General features: G+C 73.0%; 18 protein-coding genes. 14 read left to right on the top strand and 4 right to left on the bottom strand.

The genetic code is table 11. The annotated features are described in order from the left end of the window. Positions 1-3: 3 nt before the first annotated feature. A complete protein-coding gene (locus ABZ937_RS33955; RefSeq protein WP_361697559.1) occupies positions 4-2,919 on the bottom strand; it encodes a lysylphosphatidylglycerol synthase domain-containing protein in 2,916 nt (971 codons plus the stop codon). A 186-nt stretch (positions 2,920-3,105) separates the two neighbouring features. Here ABZ937_RS33955 and ABZ937_RS33950 point away from each other — a divergent pair, with 186 nt between their 5' ends. From ABZ937_RS33950 to nudC, 5 genes are all read left to right on the top strand, one after another. Further along, positions 3,106-3,492, top strand: coding sequence for an MGMT family protein (locus ABZ937_RS33950; RefSeq protein WP_361697557.1), 387 nt, complete (start codon positions 3,106-3,108; stop codon positions 3,490-3,492). 257 nt (positions 3,493-3,749) lie between these two features. Further along, the gene (locus ABZ937_RS33945; RefSeq protein ID WP_361697555.1) at positions 3,750-7,181 is read left to right on the top strand and encodes an ATP-dependent DNA helicase; all 3,432 of its coding nucleotides are present in this window, start codon (positions 3,750-3,752) and stop codon (positions 7,179-7,181) included. 114 nt (positions 7,182-7,295) lie between these two features. Next, a complete protein-coding gene (locus ABZ937_RS33940) occupies positions 7,296-10,844 on the top strand; it encodes an ATP-dependent DNA helicase (protein WP_361697553.1) in 3,549 nt (1,182 codons plus the stop codon). A 53-nt stretch (positions 10,845-10,897) separates the two neighbouring features. Next, positions 10,898-12,301, top strand: coding sequence for a dipeptidase (locus ABZ937_RS33935; RefSeq protein WP_361697551.1), 1,404 nt, complete (start codon positions 10,898-10,900; stop codon positions 12,299-12,301). 155 nt (positions 12,302-12,456) lie between these two features. After that, the gene (nudC, locus tag ABZ937_RS33930; RefSeq protein WP_361697550.1) at positions 12,457-13,401 is read left to right on the top strand and encodes an NAD(+) diphosphatase; all 945 of its coding nucleotides are present in this window, start codon (positions 12,457-12,459) and stop codon (positions 13,399-13,401) included. A 73-nt stretch (positions 13,402-13,474) separates the two neighbouring features. Here the strand turns inward: nudC and ABZ937_RS33925 are convergent, their stop codons facing one another. Continuing rightward, positions 13,475-13,717 carry a mycoredoxin gene (locus ABZ937_RS33925; protein WP_361697548.1) on the bottom strand — a complete coding sequence of 81 codons (243 nt, stop codon included), beginning with the start codon at positions 13,715-13,717 and terminating at the stop codon, positions 13,475-13,477. A 194-nt stretch (positions 13,718-13,911) separates the two neighbouring features. Here ABZ937_RS33925 and ABZ937_RS33920 point away from each other — a divergent pair, with 194 nt between their 5' ends. From ABZ937_RS33920 to ABZ937_RS33900, 5 genes are all read left to right on the top strand, one after another. Continuing rightward, positions 13,912-16,107 (top strand): ATP-dependent DNA helicase UvrD2, encoded by a 2,196-nt coding sequence (locus ABZ937_RS33920; RefSeq protein WP_361697546.1) that lies wholly within the window; start codon positions 13,912-13,914, stop codon positions 16,105-16,107. A gap of 164 nt (positions 16,108-16,271) precedes the next feature. Next, entirely contained in the window at positions 16,272-16,592 is a 321-nt protein-coding gene (locus tag ABZ937_RS33915; RefSeq protein ID WP_361697544.1) for a hypothetical protein, read from the top strand. Between the two features lie 175 nt (positions 16,593-16,767). Then, positions 16,768-17,136, top strand: coding sequence for a WhiB family transcriptional regulator (locus tag ABZ937_RS33910; protein ID WP_023546912.1), 369 nt, complete (start codon positions 16,768-16,770; stop codon positions 17,134-17,136). Next, positions 17,133-17,456, top strand: a complete 324-nt coding sequence (locus ABZ937_RS33905; protein ID WP_361697542.1) for a hypothetical protein — start codon at positions 17,133-17,135, stop codon at positions 17,454-17,456. The genes ABZ937_RS33910 and ABZ937_RS33905 overlap by 4 nt, the downstream gene beginning before the upstream one ends. Positions 17,457-17,591: 135 nt before the next feature. Continuing rightward, a complete protein-coding gene (locus tag ABZ937_RS33900; protein WP_361697540.1) occupies positions 17,592-17,804 on the top strand; it encodes a hypothetical protein in 213 nt (70 codons plus the stop codon). Positions 17,805-17,854: 50 nt separating this feature from the next. Here ABZ937_RS33900 and ABZ937_RS33895 read toward each other — a convergent pair whose 3' ends face one another. Then, entirely contained in the window at positions 17,855-19,261 is a 1,407-nt protein-coding gene (locus tag ABZ937_RS33895; RefSeq protein WP_361697538.1) for an AarF/ABC1/UbiB kinase family protein, read from the bottom strand. Then, a complete protein-coding gene (locus tag ABZ937_RS33890; protein WP_361697536.1) occupies positions 19,254-20,468 on the bottom strand; it encodes a TOMM precursor leader peptide-binding protein in 1,215 nt (404 codons plus the stop codon). The genes ABZ937_RS33895 and ABZ937_RS33890 overlap by 8 nt, the downstream gene beginning before the upstream one ends. A gap of 358 nt (positions 20,469-20,826) precedes the next feature. On the opposite strand from ABZ937_RS33890, the gene ABZ937_RS33885 reads away from it, so the two are divergent. The 4 genes from ABZ937_RS33885 (at position 20,827) to ABZ937_RS33870 (ending at position 24,728) form a co-directional block, all read left to right on the top strand. Then, the gene (locus tag ABZ937_RS33885; protein ID WP_361697534.1) at positions 20,827-21,432 is read left to right on the top strand and encodes a M48 family metallopeptidase; all 606 of its coding nucleotides are present in this window, start codon (positions 20,827-20,829) and stop codon (positions 21,430-21,432) included. A 168-nt stretch (positions 21,433-21,600) separates the two neighbouring features. Beyond that, the gene (locus ABZ937_RS33880; RefSeq protein WP_361697532.1) at positions 21,601-23,262 is read left to right on the top strand and encodes a TerD family protein; all 1,662 of its coding nucleotides are present in this window, start codon (positions 21,601-21,603) and stop codon (positions 23,260-23,262) included. Positions 23,263-23,274: 12 nt separating this feature from the next. After that, positions 23,275-23,955: an AIM24 family protein gene (locus ABZ937_RS33875; RefSeq protein ID WP_361697530.1), complete on the top strand. Its 681-nt coding sequence runs from the start codon at positions 23,275-23,277 to the stop codon at positions 23,953-23,955. Positions 23,956-23,972: 17 nt separating this feature from the next. Next, a complete protein-coding gene (locus tag ABZ937_RS33870) occupies positions 23,973-24,728 on the top strand; it encodes an AIM24 family protein (protein WP_361697528.1) in 756 nt (251 codons plus the stop codon). The last annotated feature ends 43 nt before the right edge of the window (positions 24,729-24,771 follow it).

The raw sequence follows: 24,771 nt of genomic DNA, 5'->3' as shown, positions 1-24,771 counted from the left end.
CGTCTACAGGGCTCCCTTGCGGGTGAGGTGGTTGAAGGCCAGCCAGCCCGGCAGCACCGGCAGCCACAGGGTCAGCAGCCGGAACAGCAGGACGGCCGGGGCGGCGACCTCCTTGGGCAGGCCGACGGCGATCAGGCCGACGGTGAGGGTCGCCTCGACCGCGCCCACGCCACCGGGGGTGGGCGCCGCCGAGCCGAGCGCGTTGCCGGCGAGGAAGACGACGGCGACGCTGGCGATGCTCAGCGACACCGACCCGTCGCCGAAGGCCCGGATGGAGGCGTCCAGGCACATCACGAAGCAGGCGGTCAGCAGGAGCATGCCGCCGATGCCGGTGATGAGCTTCTGGGGCCGCTGGAGCACGTCGAGCATGCGCGGCACGACACCGGCGAACAGCGACCTCACGCGCGTGACGACGAATTTCCGCAGGAACGGCACCGAGGTGACCACGAGGACCAGGACGGCCACGGTCAGCAGGCCCGCGATGACCGTGCGGGACGGCGACAGCGACGGCGTCTTCTCGGTCCCGGTCAGATAGCCGAACGACAGCAGCATCAGGATGTGGCAGCCGAGCCCGAACAGCTGCGACGCGCCCACGCTCGCCACCGCGAGCCCGGGGCGCACGCCGGCGCGCTGGAGGAAGCGCGTGTTGAGAGCCACACCGCCGACCGCGGCCGGTGCCACGATCTTCACGAACGACCCGGCGACCTGCGCCGCAACGGTCCGCGGGAACGGCACCCGTTCCGGCACGAACCCGAGCAGGGCCATCGCCGCGGCGACGTAGCTGAGCGCCGAGAACAGCACCGCGGCGGCCACCCAGCCCCACTGGGCCTGCGCGAACAGCGTGCCGAACTCGATGTGGGTGAGCTGGGTCAGCAGGTAGTACGCGCCGATCGCGCCGGCGATGAAGCTGATCAGCGTGCGCGGCCGGACCCGCTCCAGCCGGGCCGGCTCCACCGGCGCCTGGGGCCTGATCCGCAGCACCTCGTGCCGGATCTGGGTGAGCAGATCCTCCTCGCGGGCCTCTTCGAGGGCCTCGTCCAAGGCGCGCTTCTCCGCGCGCTGCTCGGCGCGGACCGTCTTCTTGTCGGGCTTGTCGAGGACGAGCGGAGCCGTCTCGGACGCCTCCGCCAGGCGGGCCGACTTGGCATGCCGGGAGGCTTCGAGCACCGCTTCGCGCTCCCGCTGGGCCCGCTCCCGGGCCAGCCGGCGCAGCGTCGCGCGCGTGGAGCGCGTCAGCGCGATCGGCTGGAGCATCGGCAGGCAGTCGGCGACCGCGTCCGGCCCGAGCACCCCGACCGCCGAGGCCACCGCGCGCTCGGCGCCGACCCGCAGGCCGAGCGTGGTGACCAGCTGGGCGACGTCCATGCGCAGCAGCAGTTCGCCGGCCGCGATCTCGCCGCCGCGCAGCTCGGCGAGGATCACCCTGCCGGAACGATCCACCAGTATCGCGTCACCGGCCAGCCTGCGGTGCGCGATGCGCCGTGACTGCAGCGCCTGCACCTGGTGCCAGGTGTTGCGCAGCAGCTCGTCGGTGATGTCCTCGTCGGCCAGCGAGTCCAGCGTGCGCCCGCCGGTGTGCTCGTAGACGAGCATGACCGCGTCGGGGCCGAGTTCGGAGGTGGCGATCAGCTTGGGCGCGTTGGCGCCTGCCGCGATCGCCGCGTAGGCCAGCAGCGCCTCCTGCTCCAGCGCCTGGCGCAGCGACTGGAGGCTGGAGCGGGTGGCGAAGCCGCGGAGGGTCAGATTGCGCCATGCGCGGTAGAAGAAGCCCTGCGCCTGCTGCTCCCGGTCGACGACCGTGACGTCCAGCGGCGGGCCGTCCTCCAGGGTGACGAAGTAGCGCCGGCCCCGGTCGCCGTTCTCCGACTCCGTGGCCTCCTCGCGGGCCGCGCTGACGGGGTGGAAGCCGACGTGCCGCAGGCCCGCCATCAGGGTCTGGCCGGTCGGGCGGACGTTGGGGGAGCCGACCGCGTACAGGGTGCCGTAGGCGATGGTCCAGCCGATCAGGACCGTCAGGATGATCGAGAAGGGGGTCGTGTAGCCGGTGACCAGCATCGAGAACGCGTCGAGCAGCAGCACGATCCACAGCACCGCGCGCCATCTCGGTCTGCGGGACATGCCGACGGCCGTCATATAGGCGATCACGGGCGCCAGATAGCCGTGCACCGGGTCGGTCAGCGCGTGGATGTCACCGGGCGAAGGCTGGGTGAGCGCCTCCTGGATCGAGTCCGGGGCGGCCCGGGCGACCCACAGGTCGGTGGCGAGTGTCACTCCGTGCGCCAGGACGGCCGCGAGGACGCCGTCGGCGATGCGCAGCCCGTCCCGTTTGATCAGCCGCTCGATCGCGAAGGCGACCGGCACCAGCAGGATCGCGATGCTGGACGCCAGCCCCGCGATCTTGATGAGCAGGTCCGGGGCCTGACCGGTGCCCTTGTTGATGTCCTGTTCGAGCCCTGAGGTGGTGCCGTGCGCGAACGCGGCGATCGCGAGCAGCACCACGACGGCGAGCACTCCCACCAGGAGCCGCATGAGGTCGGAGGGACGGTGCACGCGCGCGGGGAGCAGCGGTTCGTCGCCCTCCACCTGCTCGGCGTGGGGATCGTCGGCGGCGCACGGAAGGTGATCCGCGGGCGCGTTCTCGGAGCCGCGTGCCCCCTCGGAGGCATCCGCACCGCCGTCACGCGCGCGCGTGCCGTCGCTCTCACGAGCGTCGGCATCGTCCCCTCGCGCGCGTGCGCCGTCGTTCCCGCGCGCTTCCGGGGCGGTGCTTCCTCCCGCGCCCGTGTCGTCGTCCTTGCGCGGACCGGTGTCTTCCTGGTGCGCGTCGGCGCCGCCCTCGCTCGCGCGGGCGGCTTTACGGCGCGCGGAGGCGTCAGGGGTGCCCGCCGCTCCTTCGGGGTGCACGCCCTGCTCCTTCATGGTCTCTTCTTGGTCTCGTATCACCAGTCACCGCCCGCACGATGGTGGCATGCCCCACCGACAGACGCGGGCATCAGGGTGTGGATGCGCGGGCGCACAGTCTGCCCCAAGGACCGCTCGGGGGCGAGAGGACCGTTGGCCACGGTCCCCGCGGGGATGTCGGTGGGGTGCGGCAGGATGGGGTGGATGAGCGAGCAGAGCCCTCCCGAAGACGCCCGCGAGGGGTACGCGGACGCGCTGCCGGAGTACGCCGAGCGGGTCCTCGACGTCGCCGAGCGGATCCCGCCGGGCCGGGTCATGACCTACGGCGATGTCGCCGAGTGGCTGGAGGAGGGAGGGCCGCGCCAGGTCGGCCGGGTGATGGCCCTCTACGGGGGCGCCGTCCCGTGGTGGCGTGTCGTACGCGCCGACGGCGTGCTGCTGCCCGGACACGAGCTGCGCGCGCTCGCCCACTACCGCGCGGAGGGCACGCCGCTGAAGCAGGCGGGCAGGAGCACGGAGGGCCATCTGCCGCGGCTCGACATGCGACGGGCCCGATGGGACGGCGGCGCGGGTGCGGAGGGTCACACCTGACAGCTTCCGCCATCGGATGCCACCGGGGTGGGCCTGTGGTCCGTTCGGGGGACACGGGGGACGTCCGCGGCATGCCGTACGTTCGTGGGGTGTGGGACGCGCGTGGCGCGATCGCCGCGAGGGAAGAATCGGAAGCCCTGCTTCCACCCGGAGCGGCGGCGTAGCGTCGGCAGCACGTGTCCCCCTCACCCCGCGGCCACCGCCTCGCACGCGTGACCGCCTGCCCACCAGCACAACCACCAGGACCGGCCAACCACGTGAGCTCCTCTTCCTCCACCAGGCGCCTGCCGCACCCCTCGGTGCGGCAGGGGAGCCGTGGCGCTTACCGACTGGTACGTACCCCGCCGGCCGTCGTGGATCCCCCTCGTCTGGACGCCGCGCAGCGTGCCGTGGTTGACCACCGGACCGGACCGCTGCTCGTTCTCGCAGGTCCCGGCACCGGCAAGACCACCACCCTGGTCGAGTCCGTGGCCGCGCGGATGGCCCGGGGCGGCGACCCCGAGCGCATCCTGGTGCTGACGTTCAGCCGCAAGGCCGCCGTAGAGCTGCGCGACCGCATGGCCCTGCGCATGGGCGCGGCCCGCGCGCCCAGGGCGACCACGTTCCACTCGTACTGCTACGCCCTGGTCCGCGCCCACCAGGACAGCGACCGGTTCACCGAGCCGCTGCGCCTGCTCTCCGGCCCCGAGCAGGACGTCACCGTCCGCGAGCTGCTCGCCGGCCAGCCCGAGCTGGAGCGGCTCGGGCTGACCCACGTGCGCTGGCCGGACGAACTGCGCGCCTGCCTGACCACACGCGGCTTCGCCGACGAGGTCCGAGCCGTCCTCGCCCGCAGCCGCGAGCTGGGCCTCGGCCCGGACGCCCTGGACTCCTTCGCGCGCCGCATCGGCCGCCCCGACTGGCGGGCGGCAGCCGCGTTCCTCGCCGACTACCTCGACACACTCGACCTCCAGGGCGTGATCGACTACGCGGAACTGGTCCACCGCGCGGTCCTGCTCGCCCACCGCCCGGAGACCGCCGCACAGCTCGCGGCCCGGTACGACGCCGTGTACGTCGACGAGTACCAGGACACCGACCCCGCCCAGGTCCGGCTGCTGCACGCCCTGGCCGGCGGCGGCCGCACCCTCGTCGCCTTCGGCGACCCCGACCAGTCGATCTACGCCTTCCGGGGCGCCGACGTGAACGGCATCCTCGACTTCCCGGCCGCCTTCGCGCGCGCGGACGGCCGACCCGCCCCCGTCGAGGTGCTGCGCACCTCCCGCCGCTCCGGCGCCGCCCTGCTGGCCGCGACCCGTCTGATCACCCAGCGCATGCCCCTGCCCCGGCTGCCCGCCGACAAGGTCCGCGCCCACCGGGAACCGGCCCCCGTACGGGACGGCGGCCGGGTCGACGTCCACACCTACCCGACGGCCGGCGCGGAACTGGACAACATCGCGGACATCCTGCGCCGCGCGCACCTGGAGGACGGCGTCCCCTGGAGTGACATGGCCGTCCTCGTGCGCGCCGGGTCCCGCTCCCTGCCGACCCTCCGCCGGGCCCTCACCGCGGCCGGCGTCCCCCTGGACATCGACGGCGACGACCTGCCCCTGCGGCACGAGCCGGCGGTGGCACCCCTGCTCACGGCGCTGCGCGCGGTGGCCACGGCGGAAGCACGGCAGCGGGAGGACGAGCCGGCGGCGCGCACTGAGGAAGGCACCGCTGCAGCTGTCGGCGACCCGACCGAGCCCGCCGACGACCCGACCGAACCCGCCGGAGCACGGGCCGCGGAGGCCGGAGAACCCCCCGCAGACGCCGCCGAACAAGCCCCGGACGCCTCCTGGCTCGACACCGAGACCGCCCTCACCCTGCTCGCCTCCCCGCTCGCCGGCATGGACAGCGCCGACCTGCGCCGCCTCGGGCGAGCCCTGCGCGAGGAGGAGCGGGCCGCCGGGAACCCCCTGCCGCCCCCGTCCGACGAGCTGCTCGCACAGGCGCTCGCCGAGCCCGAGCGCCTGGCCGTGCACGACCCGGCGTACGCGCGCGGAGCGCAGCGTCTCGGCGCGCTGCTCCGCAAGGCCCGCGAGCGCCTCGCGGGCGGCGGTACGGCCGAGGAGGCGCTGTGGGACCTGTGGGAGGGCACGCCCTGGCCCGCGCGCCTGGAGCGGGCCGCCCGGCGCGGCGGCGCGGCCGGCCGCAACGCCGACCGGGACCTGGACGCCGTCTGCGCCCTGTTCGCCACCGCCGCGCGCGCGGAGGAGCGCACCGGGGGCCGCGGCGCCCTGAACTTCCTGGAGGAGATCGAGGCCGAGGACATAGCCGCCGACACGCTCGCGCGCCGTGCGGTACGCCCCGACGCCGTCCGCGCGATGACCGCGCACCGCGCCAAGGGCCTGGAGTGGCGGCTGGTCGTCGTCGCCGGTGTCCAGGAGGGCCTGTGGCCCGATCTGCGGCGCCGCGGCTCGCTGCTGGAGGCCGACCGCATCGGCCGGGACGGACTCGCCGAGCCGCTGACCCCGGGCGCACTGCTCGCCGAGGAGCGCCGCCTGTTCTACGTCGCCGCCACGCGCGCGCGTGACCGCCTCGTCGTCACCGCCGTGAAGGCACCGGCCGACGACGGCGACCAGCCGTCCCGGTTCCTGACCGAGCTGGGCGTGGAGCCCCGGGACGTCACCGGGCGCCCCCGCCGCCCGCTGTCCGTCGCCGCGCTCGTCGCCGAGCTGCGCGCAACCACGGTCGACCCGCGCGCGTCCGCCGCGCTGCGGGAGTCCGCCGCCCGCCGGCTCGCCCGGCTCGCCGCGCTCGCCGACGAGGACGGCCGCCCGCTGGTGCCGTCCGCGCACCCCTACCGCTGGTGGGGCATGTTCGAGCCGACCGAGAGCAAGGTGCCGCTGCGCCACCGCGACCAGCCCGTGGTGCTCTCCGGCAGTGCCCTCGACCAGCTCGCCAACACCTGCGCGCTGCAGTGGTTCCTGGGCCGCGAGGTGAAGGCCGACGCCCCCGCCACCGCCGCGCAGGGCTTCGGCAACGTCGTCCACGTCCTCGCCGACGAGGTCGCCTCCGGCCGCACCCCCGCCGACCTCGACGTCCTCATGGAGCGCCTGGACTCCGTGTGGAACGCGCTCGCCTTCGACGCGCCCTGGAAGTCGCGGCAGGAGAAGGACAACGCGCGCGGGGCGCTCGAACGCTTCCTGAACTGGCACGTGCTGGACCGAGTCGGCCGCACCCCGGTGGCGAGCGAGCAGGACTTCGACGTCACCCTCGAAGCAGGCGACTACCAGATCCGCATCCGCGGCCAGATGGACCGCGTGGAGACCGACGCCGAGGGACGGGCCTACGTCGTCGACTTCAAGACCGGCAAGCAGGCGCCCACCGCGCGCGAGGTGGAGCGGCACCCCCAGCTCGCCGTCTACCAGCTCGCCGTCCGCGAAGGCGCAGTGGACCCGGCCTTCGACGGCGTACGCCCCGAACCGGGCGGCGCCGAACTCGTCCACCTCAGGCAGGGCGCCGCCAAACGCGACGGAGGCGAGGGCCTGCCCAAGGTGCAGACGCAGGAGCCGCTGGCGGGGGAGTGGGTCGGCGAGCTGCTGGCCACCGCCGCCGGAAAGGTCCTCGACGAGCGGTTCACGCCGAGCACCGGCCAGCACTGCACGCACTGCGCGTTCCGCGCCTCGTGCAGCGCCCGTCCCGAGGGACGCCACGTGGTCGAGTAAGGCGCGGCCGGAGTGGCGTGACGTACGGCACCACGCGTGCTGACCTGGGCTTCTTCCGTCCCGGGCGGTCGCTGCGTGCTCGACTGTCAGTCCCCGCCGCTAGCCTCTTTCGACATGTCCGCCCGTATCACCGACCCCGAGCAGCTCAAGGAGCTCCTCGGCATCCCGTTCACCCCGGAGCAGACGGCCTGCATCACCGCGCCGCCCGCCCCGCAGGTGATCGTGGCCGGCGCCGGGTCGGGCAAGACCACCGTGATGGCGGCCCGCGTGGTCTGGCTGGTCGGCACCGGACAGGTCGCCCCGGAACAGGTCCTCGGCCTGACCTTCACCAACAAGGCCGCCGGAGAGCTGGCCGAACGCGTCCGCAAGGCACTGGTCAAGGCCGGCGTCACCGACCCCGATCTCACCGACCCCGACAACCCGCCGGGCGAGCCCGTCATCTCGACGTACCACTCGTTCGCCGGCCGCCTGCTCACCGACCACGGCCTGCGCCTCGGCCTGGAGCCCACCTCGCGCCTCCTGGCCGACGCCACCCGCTACCAGCTCGCCGCGCGGGTGCTGCGTGAGGCCCCCGGCCCGTACCCCGCGCTGACCCGCTCCTTCGCCGACCTCGTCAGCGACCTCCTCGCCCTCGACTCCGAACTCGCCGAACACCTCGTCGACCCCGAGGACCTGCGCGCCTGGGACGCCGACCTGCTGCGCACCCTGGAAGGCGCCAAGCTCACCAACGCCGACCTGCGCAAGGTCCCGGAGACGGCCGCGGCCCGCCGGGAACTCGCCGACCTCGTCCAGCGCTACCGGGCCGCCAAGCGCCAGCGGGATCTGCTCGACTTCGGTGACCAGATCGCCCTGTCGGCCCGCCTCGGCCGCATCCCCGAGGTGGGCCGCCTGCTGCGCGAGGAGTTCCGCGTGGTGCTCCTGGACGAGTACCAGGACACCTCGGTGGCCCAGCGCGTCCTGCTGGCCGGCCTGTTCGGCGGCGGCACCGGCCACCCGGTGACCGCCGTCGGCGACCCCTGCCAGGCCATCTACGGCTGGCGCGGCGCCTCCGTCGCCAACCTGGACGACTTCCCCGACCACTTCGCCCACGCCGACGGCCGGCCCGCCACCCGGCAGGCACTCAGCGAGAACCGCCGCAGCGGCGGGCGCCTGCTCGACCTCGCCAACGGCCTCGCCGCGCCCCTGCGCGCCATGCACGCGGGCGTGGAGGCCCTCCGCCCGGCCCCCGGCGCCGAGTACGACGGCACGGTCCGCTGCGCCCTGCTGCCCACCCACGCCGAGGAGATCGACTGGATCGCCGACACCCTCGCCCACCTCGTGCGCACCGGCACGCCGCCCGGCGAGATCGCCGTACTGTGCCGGACCGCGACCGACTTCGCCGAGATCCAGGGCGCCCTCGTCGCCCGCGACATCCCCGTCGAGGTCGTCGGCCTCTCCGGGCTGCTGCACCTGCCCGAGATCGCCGACCTCGTCGCCGTCTGCGAGGTCCTCCAGGACCCCGGCGCCAACGCCTCCCTGGTCCGCCTGCTCACCGGCCCGCGCTGGCGCATCGGCCCCCGCGACCTCGCCCTGCTGGGCCGCCGCGCCCGCCTGCTGGTCGCCCACGCGCGCGTGGACGACACCGACGACCCCGACCGCCGGCTCGCCGCAGCCGTCGAAGGCGTCGACCCGTCCGAGGTGACCTCGCTCGCCGACGCCCTCGACACCTTCCTGGAATCGCCGCTGAACGACGGCGAGGGCGACGACGACGGGCTGCCGTTCTCCCCGGACGCGCGCGTGCGCTTCGCCCGGCTCGCCGCCGAGCTGCGCGACCTGCGCCGGTCCCTGTCGGACCCGCTGATGGACGTCCTGCACCGCGTCCTCGCCGTCACCGGCCTGGAGGTGGAGCTGTCGGCGTCCCCGCACGCGCTCGCCGCCCGCCGCCGCGAGACCCTGTCCAACTTCCTGGACATCGCCGCCTCCTTCGCCGCGAGCGACGGCGAGGCCACCCTGCTCGCCTTCCTCGGCTTCCTGCGCACCGCCGCCCAGTACGAGAAGGGCCTCGACAACGCGCTGCCCGGCGGCGAGAACACCGTCAAGGTCCTCACCGCGCACAAGTCCAAGGGCCTGGAGTGGGACGTCGTGGCCGTCCCCGGACTGGTGACCGGCACCTTCCCCAGCGCCCAGGGCCGCGAGAAGTGGACCGCCCAGGCCAAGGTGCTGCCGCACGCCCTGCGCGGCGACAGCGACACCCTGCCCGACGCCGCCGGCTGGGACTCGCGCGGCATGAAGGCCTTCCACGAGGCCATGAAGGACCACCAGCACACCGAGGAGCTCCGCCTCGGCTACGTCACCTTCACCCGCCCCCGCTCGCTCCTGCTCGGCTCCGGCCACTGGTGGGGCCCCAGCCAGAAGAAGCCGCGCGGCCCCTCCGACTTCCTCCGGGCGCTCCACGACCACTGCGCCGCCGGGTACGGCGAGATCGAGGCGTGGGCGGACGAACCCGCCGAGGACGAGGAGAACCCGGCCCTGCGGGCGGCCTCCGCCGACCAGGTGTGGCCGCTCCCACTGGACGACGCCGCCCTGGCCCGCCGCCGCGCCGCCGCCGAGACCGTCCTCGCCCACCTGGACACCCTCGCCGCCCAGCCGACCGGCCCCCGCCCGGCCCTGCACGACCCCGCCGGCGACGAGCACCCCGACTGGCCCGCGCCACCGGCCGACGACGCGTACGGCGAAGAGCTTCATGGCGAGGAGCCGTATGACGAGGAGCCGTACGAGGACCTCCCCGACGAGGACGACTTCCCGTACGACGAGGACCCCTTCGGCGAGCTGCCCCCGGACGACATAGCCGTCCCCGACCCGGACGACCCCGCCGACTGGGACGACTGGAGCGCCGACCGCCCGACGGTCCCGCACCAGGCACCCGCCCCTCAGGGCGGCCCCCGGCCCGCCGGGCCGCCGGGCCCGGCCTCCCTCACCCCCGAGGAGGCCCGCACCGTCGCGTCCTGGGACCGTGACCTGGACGCGCTCACCGGAGAGCTGCTGCGCGCCCGGCGGACCGTCACCGACGTCCCCCTGCCCGCCACGCTCACCGCGACCCAGCTGCTGCGTCTCGCCGAGGACCCGGACGGGCTCGCACAGGAACTCGCGCGCCCCATGCCGCGCCCCCCGCAACCGGCCGCGCGCCGGGGCACCCGCTTCCACGCCTGGGTCGAAGCCCGCTTCGAGGAGCTGACGCTGCCCCTGCTCGAACCGGACGAGCTGCCCGGCGGCGACGCCGAGATCGCCGACGAACGCGACCTGGAAGCCCTCAAGGAGGCCTTCGAACGCACCGAGTACGCCCGGCGCACTCCTTACCGGGTCGAGGCCCCGTTCCAGCTCACCCTCGCCGGCCGCGTCGTCCGGGGCCGCATCGACGCCGTCTACAGGCACGGCGACGGCGACGAGGCGACGTACGAGATCGTCGACTGGAAGACCAGCCGCACCCGCACCGCCGACCCGCTCCAGCTCGCCGTGTACCGGCTGGCCTGGGCCGAGCAGCAGGGCGTGCCGCCCGAGTCCGTCACGGCCTCCTTCGTGTACGTGCGCAGCGGCGAGGTCGTACGGCCCACCGGCCTGCCGGACCGGGCCGCGCTGGAGCGACTGCTCACCGGTGAGACGGATCGGTCACCGGGGACGACCTGAGTGTGACGAACCGCCCTCCGAGGATGTCGGTGCGGGCCGATAGGCTCGGGAGCATGAGCCAGACCCCGGACAGCGCCGTCCGCACGTACATCGAGCAGCACCGCGCCGCCTTCCTCGACGACCTCGTCGCATGGCTGCGCATCCCCTCCGTGTCGGCCCAGCCCGACCACGCGCCCGACGTACGGCGCAGCGCCGACTGGCTCGCCGCCAAGCTCAAGGAGACCGGCTTCCCGACCGCCGAGGTCTGGGAGACCCCGGGAGCCCCCGCCGTATTCGCCGAATGGCTTTCGGGTGACCCGGAGGCCCCCACGGTCCTGGTCTACGGCCACCACGACGTACAGCCCGCCGCCCGCGAGGACGGCTGGGACAGCGACCCCTTCGAGCCCGTCGTCCGCGGAAACCGCCTCTACGCGCGCGGGGCGGCCGACGACAAGGGCCAGGTGTTCTTCCACACACTCGGCGTCCGCGCCCACCTCGCCGCCACCGGCCGTACCGCGCCGGCCGTCAACCTCAAGCTGCTGATCGAGGGCGAGGAGGAGTCCGGCTCCCCGCACTTCCGGGCCCTGGTCGAGGAGCGGGCCGGACGGCTCGCCGCCGACGCCGTGATCGTCTCCGACACCGGCATGTGGGCCGAGGACACCCCGACCGTGTGCACGGGCATGCGGGGTCTCGCCGAGTGCGAGATCCGGCTGTACGGCCCCGACCAGGACATCCACTCCGGCTCCTTCGGCGGTGCCGTGCCCAACCCCGCCACCGCCGCCGCCCGCCTGGTCGCCGCCCTGCACGACGACCACGCGCGCGTGGCGATCCCCGGCTTCTACGACGGCATCGTCGAGCTGACCGACCGCGAGCGGGAGCTGTTCGCCGAGCTGCCCTTCGACGAGGAGCGCTGGCTGCGCACCGCCAAGTCGTACGCCCTCCACGGAGAGGCCGCCTACTCGACGCTGGAGCGCATCTGGGCCCGCCCCACCGCCGAGGTCAACGGCATCGGCGGCGGTTACCAGGGCCCCGGCAGCAAGACGATCATCCCGTCCACGGCCATGGTGAAGCTGTCCTTCCGCCTGGTCGCCGGCCAGGACCCCGACCACATCGAGAAGGCCGTCCGCGCCTGGGCCGCCGAGCAGGTCCCCGCCGGGATCCGGTACGAGATCGACTTCGGCTCGGCCACGCGCCCGTGCCTGACGCCGCTCGGCCACCCCGCGCTGCAGTCCGTGGTCCGCGCCATGGGCCGCGCCTTCCAGGCTCCGGTCCGCTTCACCCGCGAGGGCGGCTCCGGGCCCGCCGCCGACCTCCAGGAAGTCCTCGGCGCCCCCGTGCTCTTCCTGGGCATCTCCGTTCCCTCCGACGGCTGGCACGCGCCCGATGAGAAGGTCGAGCTGGACCTCCTCCTCAAGGGCGTCGAGACCAGCGCCTACCTGTGGGGCGACCTGGCCCAGAGCTGGCGTCCCGCGCCCTGACCGACCGGCGCCGTACGGAAGGGCACCGCGCGCGGGGCACACTGGGAGGACCGCCCCGCCCGCCCCGCCCGCGCCCTACCCGGTGCCCTCGCGCCCTACGTCCCGCCGAACCGACCGCCGAAAGAACCGCCGCACTGGGGGAGTTGGAAGCACCCGTGACCACCTGGACCGACCACTCAGCCGACCGACCCATTTCGCTGACCACCCCGAGCGGCATCGACCGCGCCGCCCACCACCGGCTGGACGAGGCCTGGCTCGCGGCGGCGTGGAGCCACCCCACGACCCGCTGCTTCGTGGTCTCCGGCGGCCAGGTGCTCATCGACGAGACCCCGGACGGCCGGACCGAACTCGTCATGACCCCCTCCTTCGAGGCCCCGCTCACCGAGGCACACCGCTACTTCCTCGGCATCGACGAGGACGGCGTCAGCTACTTCGCGCTCCAGAAGGACGCGCTGCCCGGCCGCATCGACCAGTCCGCCCGCCCGGCGGGGCTGCGGGAGGCCGGCCTGCTGCTGTCGCCGCGCGACGCCGGGCTCATGGTGCACGCGGTCGGCCTGGAGAACTGGCAGCGCACCCACCGATTCTGCTCCCGCTGCGGCGAGCGCACGGTCATCGCCGCGGCCGGCCACATCCGCCGCTGCCAGGCCTGCGGCGCCGAGCACTACCCGCGCACCGACCCGGCCGTGATCATGGCGGTCACCGACGAGGACGACCGCATCCTGCTCGGCCGCCAGGTCCACTGGCCCGAGGGCCGCTTCTCCACGCTCGCCGGATTCGTCGAGCCCGGCGAGTCCATCGAGCAGGCCGTGCGCCGCGAGGTGTCCGAAGAGGTGGGCGTCACCGTCGGTCCGGTCGAGTACGTCGCCAGCCAGCCCTGGCCGTTCCCGTCCAGCCTGATGCTCGGCTTCATGGCCCGCGCCACGTCCACCGAGATCGACGTCGACGGGGACGAGATCCACGAGGCCCGCTGGTTCTCCCGCGAGGAACTGCACGCGGCCTTCGAGTCCGGCGAGGTGCTGCCGCCCTACGGCATCTCCATCGCGGCCCGCCTGATCGAGCTGTGGTACGGCAAGCCCCTGCCGACACGCGGCCTCATCTGACAGGACACGACAGGGCGGCCCCTGAGGATCGGGGCCGCCCTGTGGTCCGGTCACCGCGGGAACCGGCGGAACGTCACGCGGCGATCTTCTGCTTCACCTGAGCCAGCGACGGGTTCGTCAGCGTGCTGCCGTCCGCGAAGAGCACGGTCGGCACCGTCTGGTTCCCGCCGTTCGCCTTCTCCACGAAAGCGGCGGACTCGGGGTCCTGCTCGATGTTGATCTCGGTGTAGGCGATGCCCTCCCGGTCCAGCTGAGTCTTCAGCCGCCGGCAGTAGCCGCACCAGGTCGTGCTGTACATCGTCACAGTGCCCTGCATGTCTCTCGCGCTCCTCAGGCAGCTCGGAAAAAATCGTCCAGGGAGAGAACGTAGGCGACCGTCCCACCATTCCCGCCTGGGGTATGCCTCACTAGCTGTGACACGTGTCGCATTAAGTCGCATTAGTGCTACTAAAGGCCTCTGCCTGTGGACAACCGCCACAGCCGTCCCGAACGACCTGGCAGCATGGCGGTGTGACAGCAGCAACGCACTCCACCCTCTTCCCGCAGGTACCGGACTCTGCCGACGCGGTGCTCGAAGGGCTCGACCCCGAGCAGCGCGCGGTGGCCACCGCCCTGCACGGCCCGGTGTGCGTCCTGGCCGGAGCGGGCACGGGCAAAACCCGGGCGATCACCCACCGCATCGCCTACGGGGTGCGCGCAGGCATCCTCCAGCCGTCCAGCGTGCTCGCCGTCACCTTCACCAACCGCGCCGCCGGAGAGATGCGCGGCCGGCTGCGCCAGCTCGGCGCCCAAGGCGTCCAGGCCCGCACCTTCCACTCGGCAGCCCTGCGACAGCTCCAGTACTTCTGGCCGAAAGCGATCGGTGGCTCCCTGCCCCGGCTCGTCGACCGCAAGATCCAACTCGTCGCCGACGCGGCCGCCGCCCAGGGCACCCGGCTCGACCGGAACGAGCTGCGGGACGTCACCGCCGAGATCGAATGGTCCAAGGTCACCCAGACAGTCCCCGCCGACTACCCGTACGCGGCCGCGAAGGCCGGCCGCGAGACCCCCCGCGACCCGGCCGAGATCGCCCACCTCTACGCGGCCTACGAGGACCTCAAGCGCGACCGAGCGGTCATCGACTTCGAGGACGTCCTGCTGCTCACCGTCGCCATCCTCCAGGACCGCCACGACATCGCCGACCAGGTCCGCGCCCAGTACCAGCACTTCGTCGTCGACGAATACCAGGACGTCAGCCCCCTCCAGCAGCGGCTCCTCGACCTGTGGCTGGGCGACCGCGACAACCTGTGCGTCGTCGGCGACGCCAGCCAGACCATCTACTCGTTCACGGGAGCAACGCCCGACCACCTTCTCGACTTCCGCGGCCGGCACCCCGGCGCCACGGTCGTCAAACTGGTCCGCGACTACCGCTCGACCCCCCAGGTCGTCCGCCTCGCCAACGGCCTCCTCGCCCAAGCCCGAGGCCGCGCCGCCGACCACCGGCTGGAACTCGTCTCCCAGCGCACCGCAGGGCCCGAACCCGTCTACACCGAGTACACCGACGAGCCCGCCGAGGCCGAGGGCGCCGCCCGCCGCATCCGCGACCTCATCGACGCCGGCGTCCCGGCCGCCGAGATCGCCGTGCTGTTCCGCACCAACTCCCAGTCCGAGACCTACGAGCAGGCCCTCGCCGACGCCGGCGTCCCCTACCAGCTGCGCGGCGCCGAGCGCTTCTTCGACCGGCCCGAGGTCCGCAAGGCCGGCATCGCCCTGCGCGGCGCCGCCCGCTTCGGCGGCAACGACTCCCTCCTGGACGACGCCGTGGACCTGCCCTCCCAGGTGCGCGCCGTCCTCTCCGGCGAGGGCTGGACCAGCGAACCCCCGGCCGGCTCCGGCGCCGTCCGCGAGCGCTGGGAATCCCTGGCCGCCCTGGTCAACCTCGCCCACGACCTCGCCACCGCCAGACCCCGGGCCACCCTCGCCGACTTCGTGGCGGAACTGGACGAACGAGCGAACGCCCAGCACGCCCCGACCGTCCAGGGCGTCACCCTCGCCTCCCTGCACGCCGCCAAGGGCCTGGAATGGGACGTCGTCTTCCTGGTCGGCATCGCCGAAGGCATGCTGCCCATCACCTACGCCCGCACCGACGAACAGATCGAGGAAGAACGCCGCCTCCTCTACGTCGGCGTCACCCGCGCCCGGGAACGCCTCCACGTCTCCTGGGCCCTGTCCCGCTCACCCGGCGGACGTCCCAACCGCAGACCGAGCCGCTTCCTCGACGGACTGCGCCCCGGCACCACCCCCACCGTCGGCCACACCGGCGCCGGCGCGGGCGGCGGCGTCGAGCGCGGAACCGTCGCGAGCGCCACCGCCGCCCCCCGGCGCACCCCACGCACCCCCGCCCGCTGCCGGGTCTGCGGCCGCACCCTCACCGACGCGGGCGAGATGAAGCTGATGCGCTGCGAGGACTGCCCCTCGGACATGGACGAAGGGCTCTACGAGCGACTCCGGGAGTGGCGGGCGGTCCAGGCCGAGCGCAGCGGCCAGCCGGACTTCTGTGTCTTCACCGACCGGACACTGATGGCCATCGCCGAAGCCTGCCCGGACAGCTCCGCCGAACTCGCCCGCATCCCCGGCGTCCTCAGTCGCAAGCTGCGCAGCTACGGAGCCGATGTTCTGGCCATCTGTGCAGGTCAGGAGCCTGACGGAGGCGACGGGAACGACTGATGCAAACTCGTCGAAAAAATAGTTTGCGCATGCCCCAGCAATCCCCATAGGTTCTAGGCACGGAAGCAGCGGCCTTCTCCAAGGCGCCGGTTCCGTGTTGTACTTGCATATCCGAACGGACTGGCTCACCCCAGTCCCCCAGACGCCGAGAGGAGGCGAGTCCAGTGATCAGCATCAACATCAGCACCACCAGCACGGCCAAACTGACCGATCGCTCGACCGTCTCCACGTGCATGCTCGGCGCCTCGTACCAGGGCACCGGTCTGTCCGGCATCCGTGCCGTGCGCCCGGCGTCCTCCCCTGCCCTCGTGGATCTTCCCGTCCGTGAGCGCAATGAGCGACCGACCAAGGCACTGGAAGCAGTAGCGGCACAGGCACATGCCTATGCCTTTGCGGCGGCCGGTGCCGGATTCCGGAAGCAGACGACGCAGCACCACCTGATGTGGGCCTTCCGTGGGCCAGAACCCTGGAGTGATCCAGCCTGACAGCCGATCAGGCCGGCGCCTTCAGGGCCGCGGAACCCCACCCGGGATCCGCGGCCCTTCTGTTTTCCCCGAACGGGGACGACGGAGCGAGGGGGCCTCGGGACAAAAAAAGAACCCGGTACCAAGCCGACACCCGGTCAACCGGCCGGAACGACCAGACGAGGAAGACCAAACCGTGCAACTCGAAGCGCACGCCCCGTCCGTACCGCCTTCGCAAACGATCCCCCCGCCCGGCCTCACGGAGGACTCCACCTTGACCCCCCTCACCGCGCTCACCGCGCTCGACGACGCCATCGAGAACCTCGGCGTACCCGTCCCCTGCCGCTCCTACGACCCGGAGGTCTTCTTCGCCGAGTCGCCCGCGGACGTGGAGTACGCCAAGTCCCTCTGCCGCACCTGCCCGCTGATCGAGGCCTGCCTCGCCGGCGCCAAGGAGCGGCGTGAGCCCTGGGGCGTCTGGGGTGGCGAGCTGTTCGTCCAGGGTGTCGTCGTCGCCCGGAAGCGGCCCCGTGGTCGCCCGCGGAAGAACCCGGTCACGGCATGAACACCGCAGGAACGATCGATCGCCCCCTCACGCACGACCCCAAGAAGCAGGCCCCGATGAAGCCGTCCACCAGCGAGCCCGCCGGCTCCGCGACCACAGACTTCACCACCTCCGGCGCCACCGAAGCGCGCCAGAACAGGAACCGAGAGATGCAACTCATGCAAGAAGCCCTGGCTCGTGCGCATATGCACGAACGACTCCATGACGCCGTGCGCGAACGCCGGGCCATGCGCCTGGCGGTCGCCCAGCGCATGCAGCGCCGGGCCGAGCGCGCCTCGCTGCGCGCCCGCCGCGCGCTCGCCATGGCCGTCATGCAGTAACCCGCACACCTGAAGCGGTGGCCTCCCGGACCAGGGAGGCAAAGCCTCCCCGCGGGGGCCGGTCCGACCGAACGGACCGGCCCCCGCGGTGCGTTGCGCACGCCGATCCACCGCTCACGGAGTTATCGTCGCGGGGTGACGAGTCTTCCCGGAGGAAGTGATCAGGGCGGCTCCACCGCGGAGCACGGCCGCCTCGTGTGCGCCCACTGCGGCACCCCCGCCGACGACCCCCCGCCGGCCACATGGACCTGCTCCGTGGAGAACGGCATCCGGCAGTACATCTGCGACGCCTGCTCCCGGGAGAATCTCCGGGCGATCGAGGGACGACTCGACTCGGCCTGGTGGTGAGCAGCCGCCCGGCGGAGCGAAAGCAGGACGAAGGAGAGGAGCACCCGAAATCAAGCCCCCGCCGCAGGCTCCTCCTCATCGGCGTCGTCCTCGGCCAGACCGTCCAGGTCCTCCAGGTCGGTCAGGTCGGCCACGAAGCCCGGCAGCCACTCCTCCAGCTCTTCCCGGAGTCGCACCGTGGCGCCGAGTTGGCACAGGACCCCGATCGTGCTCAGGGTCACCCGGTGTATCAGCAGGTAGGCCGGCGGCAGGTTGAGCCGCTTGCCGAGCTGGTAGGCGGGGGAGCGGGGGTCGCCGATGCGGGCGGCCTGGCTGCGCATCCAGGAGCGGGTGAAGGTGAACGCCTCCACCCGGGCCGGCTCGATGATCGGCAGCAGGTAGTCGAGGACCGCGTCCGGATCCAGTTCGATGGTCTCCTTCACGAACCCCTCCTCGCAGAGCAGCTCGTAGACCGTCTCGGCCTCGCCGTCCAGCGTCATCCGCAGGGAGACGCCGATCGGGGTGGGCAGGCCGGCGGGGAGCCGGTCGACCGTGCCGAAGTCCAGGACTCCGAGGCGCCAGTCGTCCTCGCCGGCCGGACCGCCGGGCAGCAGGCGGAAGTTCCCCGGGTGCGGGTCGGCGTGCAGCAGGCCGGTGCGGGCCGGGCCCGAGAAGAGGAAGCGGGCCAGGAGCTGGCCGGCCCGGTCGCGCTGCTCCTGCGTGCCGTCCGCGATGACCTCGGACAGTGGGATGCCGTCGATCCACTCGGTCACCAGCACCTGCTCGCACTGGTGCACCACCGCCGGGACGACCACGTCCGGGTCGTCCGCGAACTCCTCCGCGTGCGCGGTCTGGGCCTGGGCCTCAAGGCCGTAGTCCAGCTCCTCGGAGACGCGGTCGCGTAGCTCGGCGATCAGCGGCTTGATGTCCATGCCCGGGATGAGCGGCCCCAACAGCCGGGCGAAGCGGCTCAGTTGGCCGAGGTCGGAGAGGAGCGCCTCGCCGGCGCCCGGGTACTGCACCTTGACCGCCACCTCACGGCCGTCGTGCCACACCGCCCGGTGCACCTGGCCGATGGAGGCCGCGGCGGCCGGCTTGTCCTCGAATTCCTCGAACAGCTCGTGCCAGTCCGGCCCCAGCCGCTCCTGGAGCACCGCGTGCACCGTGCGGGTCGGCATCGGCGGGGCCGCGTCCTGGAGCTTGGTCAGCGCCGCGCGGTAGGGGCCGGCGATCTCCTCCGGCAGCGCCGACTCGAAGACGGACATGGCCTGCCCGAACTTCATCGCGCCGCCCTTCAGCTCGCCGAGCACCTTGAACAGCTGCTCCGCCGTGCGCTGTTGCAGCTCGCGGCCGACGATCTCCGCGGACTCGCCCACGATCCGCTTGCCCAGCCCCCAGGTGGCCCGGCCGGCGAAGCCGAGCGGGAGCGCGGCGAGCTTGGCGGTACGGGTGACCGCCTTCCGGGGAAGATCAGACATGCGCCCTCCAGGTCCCAGTCGGCCGTGCCGCGCCTGTTTCGCGTCGTCGCTCCGTCGACGGCCGTTGCACCGCCATTGTCTCGCGCGTCTCCCCGCTGGTTGAGGAGTGTCCCCGTTTACCTCTCTCCGCCGCCCCGCAGTCGCAGTCCGGATGCGGCCGGACCGGTCGGGAGCGCCAGTTCAGACCGGGCAGGGACGCCTCCCAGCGGGCTCCGGTACTGGACGGAGATGCTCCGTCGAGGAAGGCCAGGGCGTGGGCCGCGGCGAGACCGGCCACCGCCGTGGCCAGTGCCAGGTCGCAGGCCCCGATCCGGCGGGCCCGGCCGGAGCGCCACTGGGTGACCAGCCGGGGCCAGACCGGGTCCCGTGCCGCGCGGTCCCGGTCCAGGCAGCCGGCGCAGCCGGACTCGCCGGGCAGTACGAGCGGGCCGACGACGCCCGTGCCCTCCACGACACCGGCATACAGATGAGGCGTGCCGGAGGCCATGAGCGGTTCGGCGGTGAACGGGTCCGGGGCGTGTACGGCGACGTCGTCCCGGGGCGCGAGGATCACCAGGGAGAGGCCGGGGTCCTCGGTGCCGGGTCCCGGGGCGTGGTCGTGGCGCGGCGGGCGGTCCGGTGCCGCGCGGCGGACGGCGGCTCGCGCCGCCGCGTCCCGGCGGTCGCCGAGCGACTCGGCCGGCAGTCCGCCCGGCGCGACGTCCCACGGCTCCACGCGGCCCACGTCGCGGACGTCGACCTCGCCGACGCCGGCGCCCGACAGCACCGACGCCAGCAGGGCGCCGACCCGGCCCGCTCCCCGCACCCGCACCCGCAGCGCGCGCCGGGCCGCGAGCCGGGCCAGCGCGCTGCCCGGCTCGGGGCTGACGAGGGACAGCGAGGCGAGGTCGGGGCGCAGCCGCTCCAGGACGTCCGTCTTCTCCCGCAGCGCGTCCGCGGCCGGTCCGCCGCCGCGCGCGTCGTCGACGAGGCCCGCGCGGGCCAGCCGCTCCACCAGCGCGTCGACACGGCGGGGCGGCACATCCATCCGCCGGCCCTCCTCGCGCAGCAGCGGCAGCCCCCGGGTGCCGTCGAGCAGCTCCAGGAAGCTGCCCGACGCCGTGTCCACCGGGCCCAGCGTCAAGGCGTGCGCCGGGGTCATCCCGAACTGCACGGTGTTGCGGTCGCGCCAGCCGCGCCGCAGCGCGGGCTTCACCACCGGATGCATGACTGACCCCCGTAATGCATGACCGACCCCCGTATTCGTCGAGACGTCCGCTGGGACGTCAGAAACATCCGAAATGCATGAAATGCCTGAAACGCTCGATGCGTCCGGCGGTGGATCCTGTTTCGGTCCGCCGGCGCCTGCCCAGGATGCCCGGCCCGTGCGCCGGGTGCCGAGGGTTGTCCACAGGTGGCGCGATTCGTCGTACAAATCGGGAGCATGTCAAACGCGACGCGGTCGGGAGGATCGGTGCAAGTCGGGCCGGTGGATCGGTCGTACGAATCAAACACATGGTGGGGGATCGGCGGTGAACCGTCCCGGAGCCGGGACTTTGCCCGTGCCCACCGGGTAACGTCGGGGCGTGCCCGCCGACCCACTGCACCGCGCCGGAAAGCCACAGCGCAGCACGACGAGCCAGCCGCCCGGCGGCTCGGGGGCGAGCGCGATCGAGGTCCGCAGGAGTGCCCGGCGCCGCCGGACGGTCTCCGCGTACCGCGAGGGCGATCGCACCGTCGTACTGATCCCCGCCCGGATGTCGAAGGCGGAGGAGCAGCGCTGGGTGACCGTCATGCTCGACAAACTCGCTGCCCAGGAGAGCAAGCGGGTGCTGGGCGACGCCGAGCTGGCCGAGCGTGCCGAGCGGCTGTCGGCCCAGTACTTCGACGGCCGCGCCCGGCCCGCCTCCGTGCGCTGGGTCACCAACCAGAACACCCGCTGGGGTTCGTGCACCCCGGCCGAAGGCAGCATCCGGCTCTCGCACCGGTTGCAGGGCATGCCGGAGTACGTCATCGACTACGTGCTCTGCCACGAGCTGGCGCATCTGCTGGTCCCCGGCCACGGCGCCGACTTCTGGCGGCTTCTGGATGCGTATCCGCGCACCGAGCGGGCCCGTGGCTACCTCGAAGGGGTGGTCGCCGCCGAACGGCTGCCGCATGTGCCGGGCGCACGCGGCGAACGGGACGCCTGACACCCTTCTTGCGTGCCCGAGTTCCCCCGAGCCCGGGCGCCGTGTGAGCGGCCGGGTGCGGTTGTGTACCGGGTCTGTACCGACCACGACCCGTCGGGGCCGTTGTCGGTCTTTGCCGTTAGCCTGGCGCGACGCACTCACATTCGGGATGGGGGACGGTCGTAACGCATGGCCAGGGAATTCCAACGCGGCCACAAGGCCAGGATCAGTGACCTCACGGCGGGCACGGATCTGTACGTAGGCGTGCAGATCTCCGCCCCCGGACTGACCTTCGACATCAGCTGCTTCGGTCTGGACGCCGACGAGCGTCTCTCGGACGACCGGTACTTCGTCTTCTTCAACCAGCCGAAGTCCCCGGAGGAGTCCATCCAGCTGCTGGGTGCCCAGGCGGGCGACACGGAGTCGTTCCGGGTGACCCTGGACCGGATCCCCTCCCAGATCCGCAAGCTGTCGTTCACGGCGACCGTCGACGGCGCCGGCCAGATGTCGCAGATCGCCCCCGGCTATCTGCGCATCGTGGCGGGCGGCGAGGAGGTCGCGCGGTACGCCTTCGACGGCTCGGAGTTCTCCACCGAGCGGGCCGTGATGCTCGGCGACTTCTACTTCAAGGACGGGTGGCGGTTCGCCGCGGTCGGGCAGGGCTTCGACGGCGGTCTTGAGGCGCTGCTGAAGAACTTCGGCGGCGAGGTGCTGGAGGAGGCGCCCGCCGCCCCGCAGCAGCCGCAGCCGCAGCCCGGCGCGGCCCCCGGCTTCGCCCCGCCCGCGTTCGGCGTCCCGGCCGCCTCCGAACCCGCCCCGGCACCCGCGCCCGCTCCCGCCCCGGCGCCGCAACCCGCCCCGGCACAGCAGGGCTTCGCCCCGCCGCCCGGCCACACCCCGCCCCCGGCCCCCGCGCCGAACGTGCACGTCGCGCCGACGATCGTCGCCCCCATGACCCCGCCCGCCGGTGGCACCGTCCCGCCGCCGGCCACGCCCCCGGCGCCCGCACCCGCGCCCTACGGCCAGCCGCCCCAGCAGCCGTCGTACGGCGGCCAGCCCGGCGCGCCGATGCCTCCGGGCTACGGCCAGCAGCCGGCACCCTACGGCGGCCAGCCGACCCCGCCCATGCCTCCGGGCTACGGCCAGCAGCCCGCCTCCTACGGAGTGCCGCAGGGCGCTCCCCAGGGCGGTGCCGGGGTGACGGCCGCGCTCCAGGCCTTCAAGGAGACGCCGACGGGGCAGCGCTGGACGCAGCAGAACAAGAAGCTGATCCGCGTCGACCTCGGCATCGGCGGCCAGCCGGTGCTGGCCCGGCAGGGCAGCATGGTGCTCTACCAGGGCAAGGTCGACTTCAGCTACAAGGGCGCCGGTTTCGCCGGGCGGATCGTCGGCAACGCCACCGGCCAGGAGATGCAGCTGATGCGCTGCACCGGCCAGGGCCAGGTCTTCCTCGCCGAGAACTCCACCCATCTGCACCCCGTCGAGCTGCAGGGCGACGCGATCTGCGTGTCCGCGGAGAACGTCCTCGCGTTCGACGAGAGCCTCCAGTACGAGGTCCGCCGCATCGAGGGCCACGGCATCCCGGGCGGCGCGCTGTTCACCATGCAGTTCCAGGGCACCGGAACGATCGTCGTCAAGACGCACGGCACACCCGTCGTGCTGCCGGTCACGCCGACCACCTTCGCCGACTGCAACGCCGTCGTCGCCTGGTCGGCCGCCTCCCAGGTGATCGTGTCCAGCCAGGTCCGCATGCGCCGCAACGCCTACCCGGGCGACACCGGCGAGAGCGTCAACCTCCAGTTCCGGGGCGCGCCCGGGAACTTCATCGTCGTCCAGCCGTACGAGGTCTAGAGGGAGCCCGTCATGAACCAGCCGCTCGCGGGCTACGCCCCCGCACCCGTCACCGCCCGCATGGAGAACCACGGCAGCCACATGCTGAAGGTCGCCATGCAGACCGGAAACGACCTCCTCGCGCGCGTGGGCTCGATGGTCGCCTACGAAGGCTTCATCCAGTACGAGCCCAACCCGCCGGCCGTCCGCCAGATCGCCCGCGACTGGATGACCGGCGAGGGCGCGCCGCTGATGAAGTGCACCGGCGACGGCCTGCTCTACCTCGCCGACTACGGCGCCGACGTCGTCGTGATCAACCTCAACGGCGACGGCATCTCCGTCAACGCCACCAACCTGCTCGCCTTCGACGCCCACCTCACCTGGGGGGTGGAGCGCGTCAAGGGACTCGCCAAGTTCGCCGGGCAGGGCCTGTGGAACACGAAGATCTCCGGGCAGGGCTGGGTCGCGCTGACCTCCCGGGGCAAGCCGATCGTCGTCGACTGCGGCGGCGGTGAGGACGAGACGTACGTCGACCCGGACGCGCTCGTCGCCTGGTCGCCGAACCTGAAGGTGAAGGGCAAGCGCAGCTTCAAGGCGCAGTCCCTGATCGGCCGGGGCAGCGGCGAGGCCTACCAGATGGCCTTCTCCGGACAGGGCATCGTCGTCGTCCAGCCCAGCGAGGACAGCACCGACCGCCTCCGGATCCGGGGCTGAGGGGGAGCCAGAACACCATGCAGAGCCCGCTTTTCGCGCACAACGACCTCCAGACCCAGGAGCGCTGGAGCCTGCAGAACAAGCAGATGCTCCGCGTCACCCTGGAGGGCCACGACGACATCCTCGCCCGCAAGGGCACCATGGTCGCCTACCAGGGCCTGGTCGAGTTCGACGCCGAGTACCGCAGCAACAACCAGGCACGCGCGCGTGCGCGCACCGGCGAGGGCCTGGACCTGATGCGCTGCCACGGCCAGGGCACCGTCTACCTCGCCAACCTCGGCCAGCACGTCCACGTCATGGACGTCGAGCAAGACGGGCTGACCGTCGACAGCTCCTACGTCCTCGCCATGGACTCCTCGCTGCACCACGAGGTCATCGCCGTCGACAGCCTCTACGGCATCTCCGGCTCCGGGAAGTACCAGCTCAACATCACCGGGCGCGGCAAGGTCGCCCTGATGACCTCGGGCGCGCCCCTGCTGATGCAGGTCACGCCCGACAAGTACGTCAACTGCGACGCCGACGCGATCGTCGCCTGGTCCACCGGGCTGCGCGTGCAGATGCAGGCCCAGACGCACTCCTCCGGCGTGTGGCGCCGGCGCGGCAACACCGGGGAGGGCTGGGAGCTGAGCTTCATGGGCTCCGGGTTCGCCCTCGTGCAGCCCAGCGAGCTGCTGCCGCCGCAGAACGCGGCGATCGGCCAGGGCATCGCCGCCCAGTTCGGCATGGGCCAGCAGGGCGCGCGCGGCCAGAACCAGGGCAACGTCTGGAGCTGAGCCACAAGAAGCACCACAAGAGGTAAGGGGTGACCGCCTGTGC

The organism is Streptomyces sp. NPDC046727 (assembly GCF_040645635.1).
In the GTDB taxonomy this organism is placed as follows: Bacteria; Actinomycetota; Actinomycetes; order Streptomycetales; family Streptomycetaceae; genus Streptomyces.
Note: the sequence above shows the minus strand (reverse complement) of the source record. Positions and strands in the feature narration are given on the sequence as shown.

Bases quoted from the DNA above. Each gene is read 5' to 3' on its own strand.
- ABZ937_RS33955 (WP_361697559.1), bottom strand. From the start codon at position 2,919: ATGAAGGAGCAGGGCGTGCACCCCGAAGGAGCGGCGGGCACCCCTGAC.
- ABZ937_RS33950 (WP_361697557.1), top strand. From the start codon at position 3,106: ATGAGCGAGCAGAGCCCTCCCGAAGACGCCCGCGAGGGGTACGCGGAC.
- ABZ937_RS33940 (WP_361697553.1), top strand. From the start codon at position 7,296: ATGTCCGCCCGTATCACCGACCCCGAGCAGCTCAAGGAGCTCCTCGGC.
- ABZ937_RS33935 (WP_361697551.1), top strand. From the start codon at position 10,898: ATGAGCCAGACCCCGGACAGCGCCGTCCGCACGTACATCGAGCAGCAC.
- ABZ937_RS33925 (WP_361697548.1), bottom strand. From the start codon at position 13,717: ATGCAGGGCACTGTGACGATGTACAGCACGACCTGGTGCGGCTACTGC.
- ABZ937_RS33905 (WP_361697542.1), top strand. From the start codon at position 17,133: ATGAACACCGCAGGAACGATCGATCGCCCCCTCACGCACGACCCCAAG.
- ABZ937_RS33895 (WP_361697538.1), bottom strand. From the start codon at position 19,261: ATGTCTGATCTTCCCCGGAAGGCGGTCACCCGTACCGCCAAGCTCGCC.
- ABZ937_RS33890 (WP_361697536.1), bottom strand. From the start codon at position 20,468: ATGCATCCGGTGGTGAAGCCCGCGCTGCGGCGCGGCTGGCGCGACCGC.
- ABZ937_RS33880 (WP_361697532.1), top strand. From the start codon at position 21,601: ATGGCCAGGGAATTCCAACGCGGCCACAAGGCCAGGATCAGTGACCTC.
- ABZ937_RS33875 (WP_361697530.1), top strand. From the start codon at position 23,275: ATGAACCAGCCGCTCGCGGGCTACGCCCCCGCACCCGTCACCGCCCGC.
- ABZ937_RS33870 (WP_361697528.1), top strand. From the start codon at position 23,973: ATGCAGAGCCCGCTTTTCGCGCACAACGACCTCCAGACCCAGGAGCGC.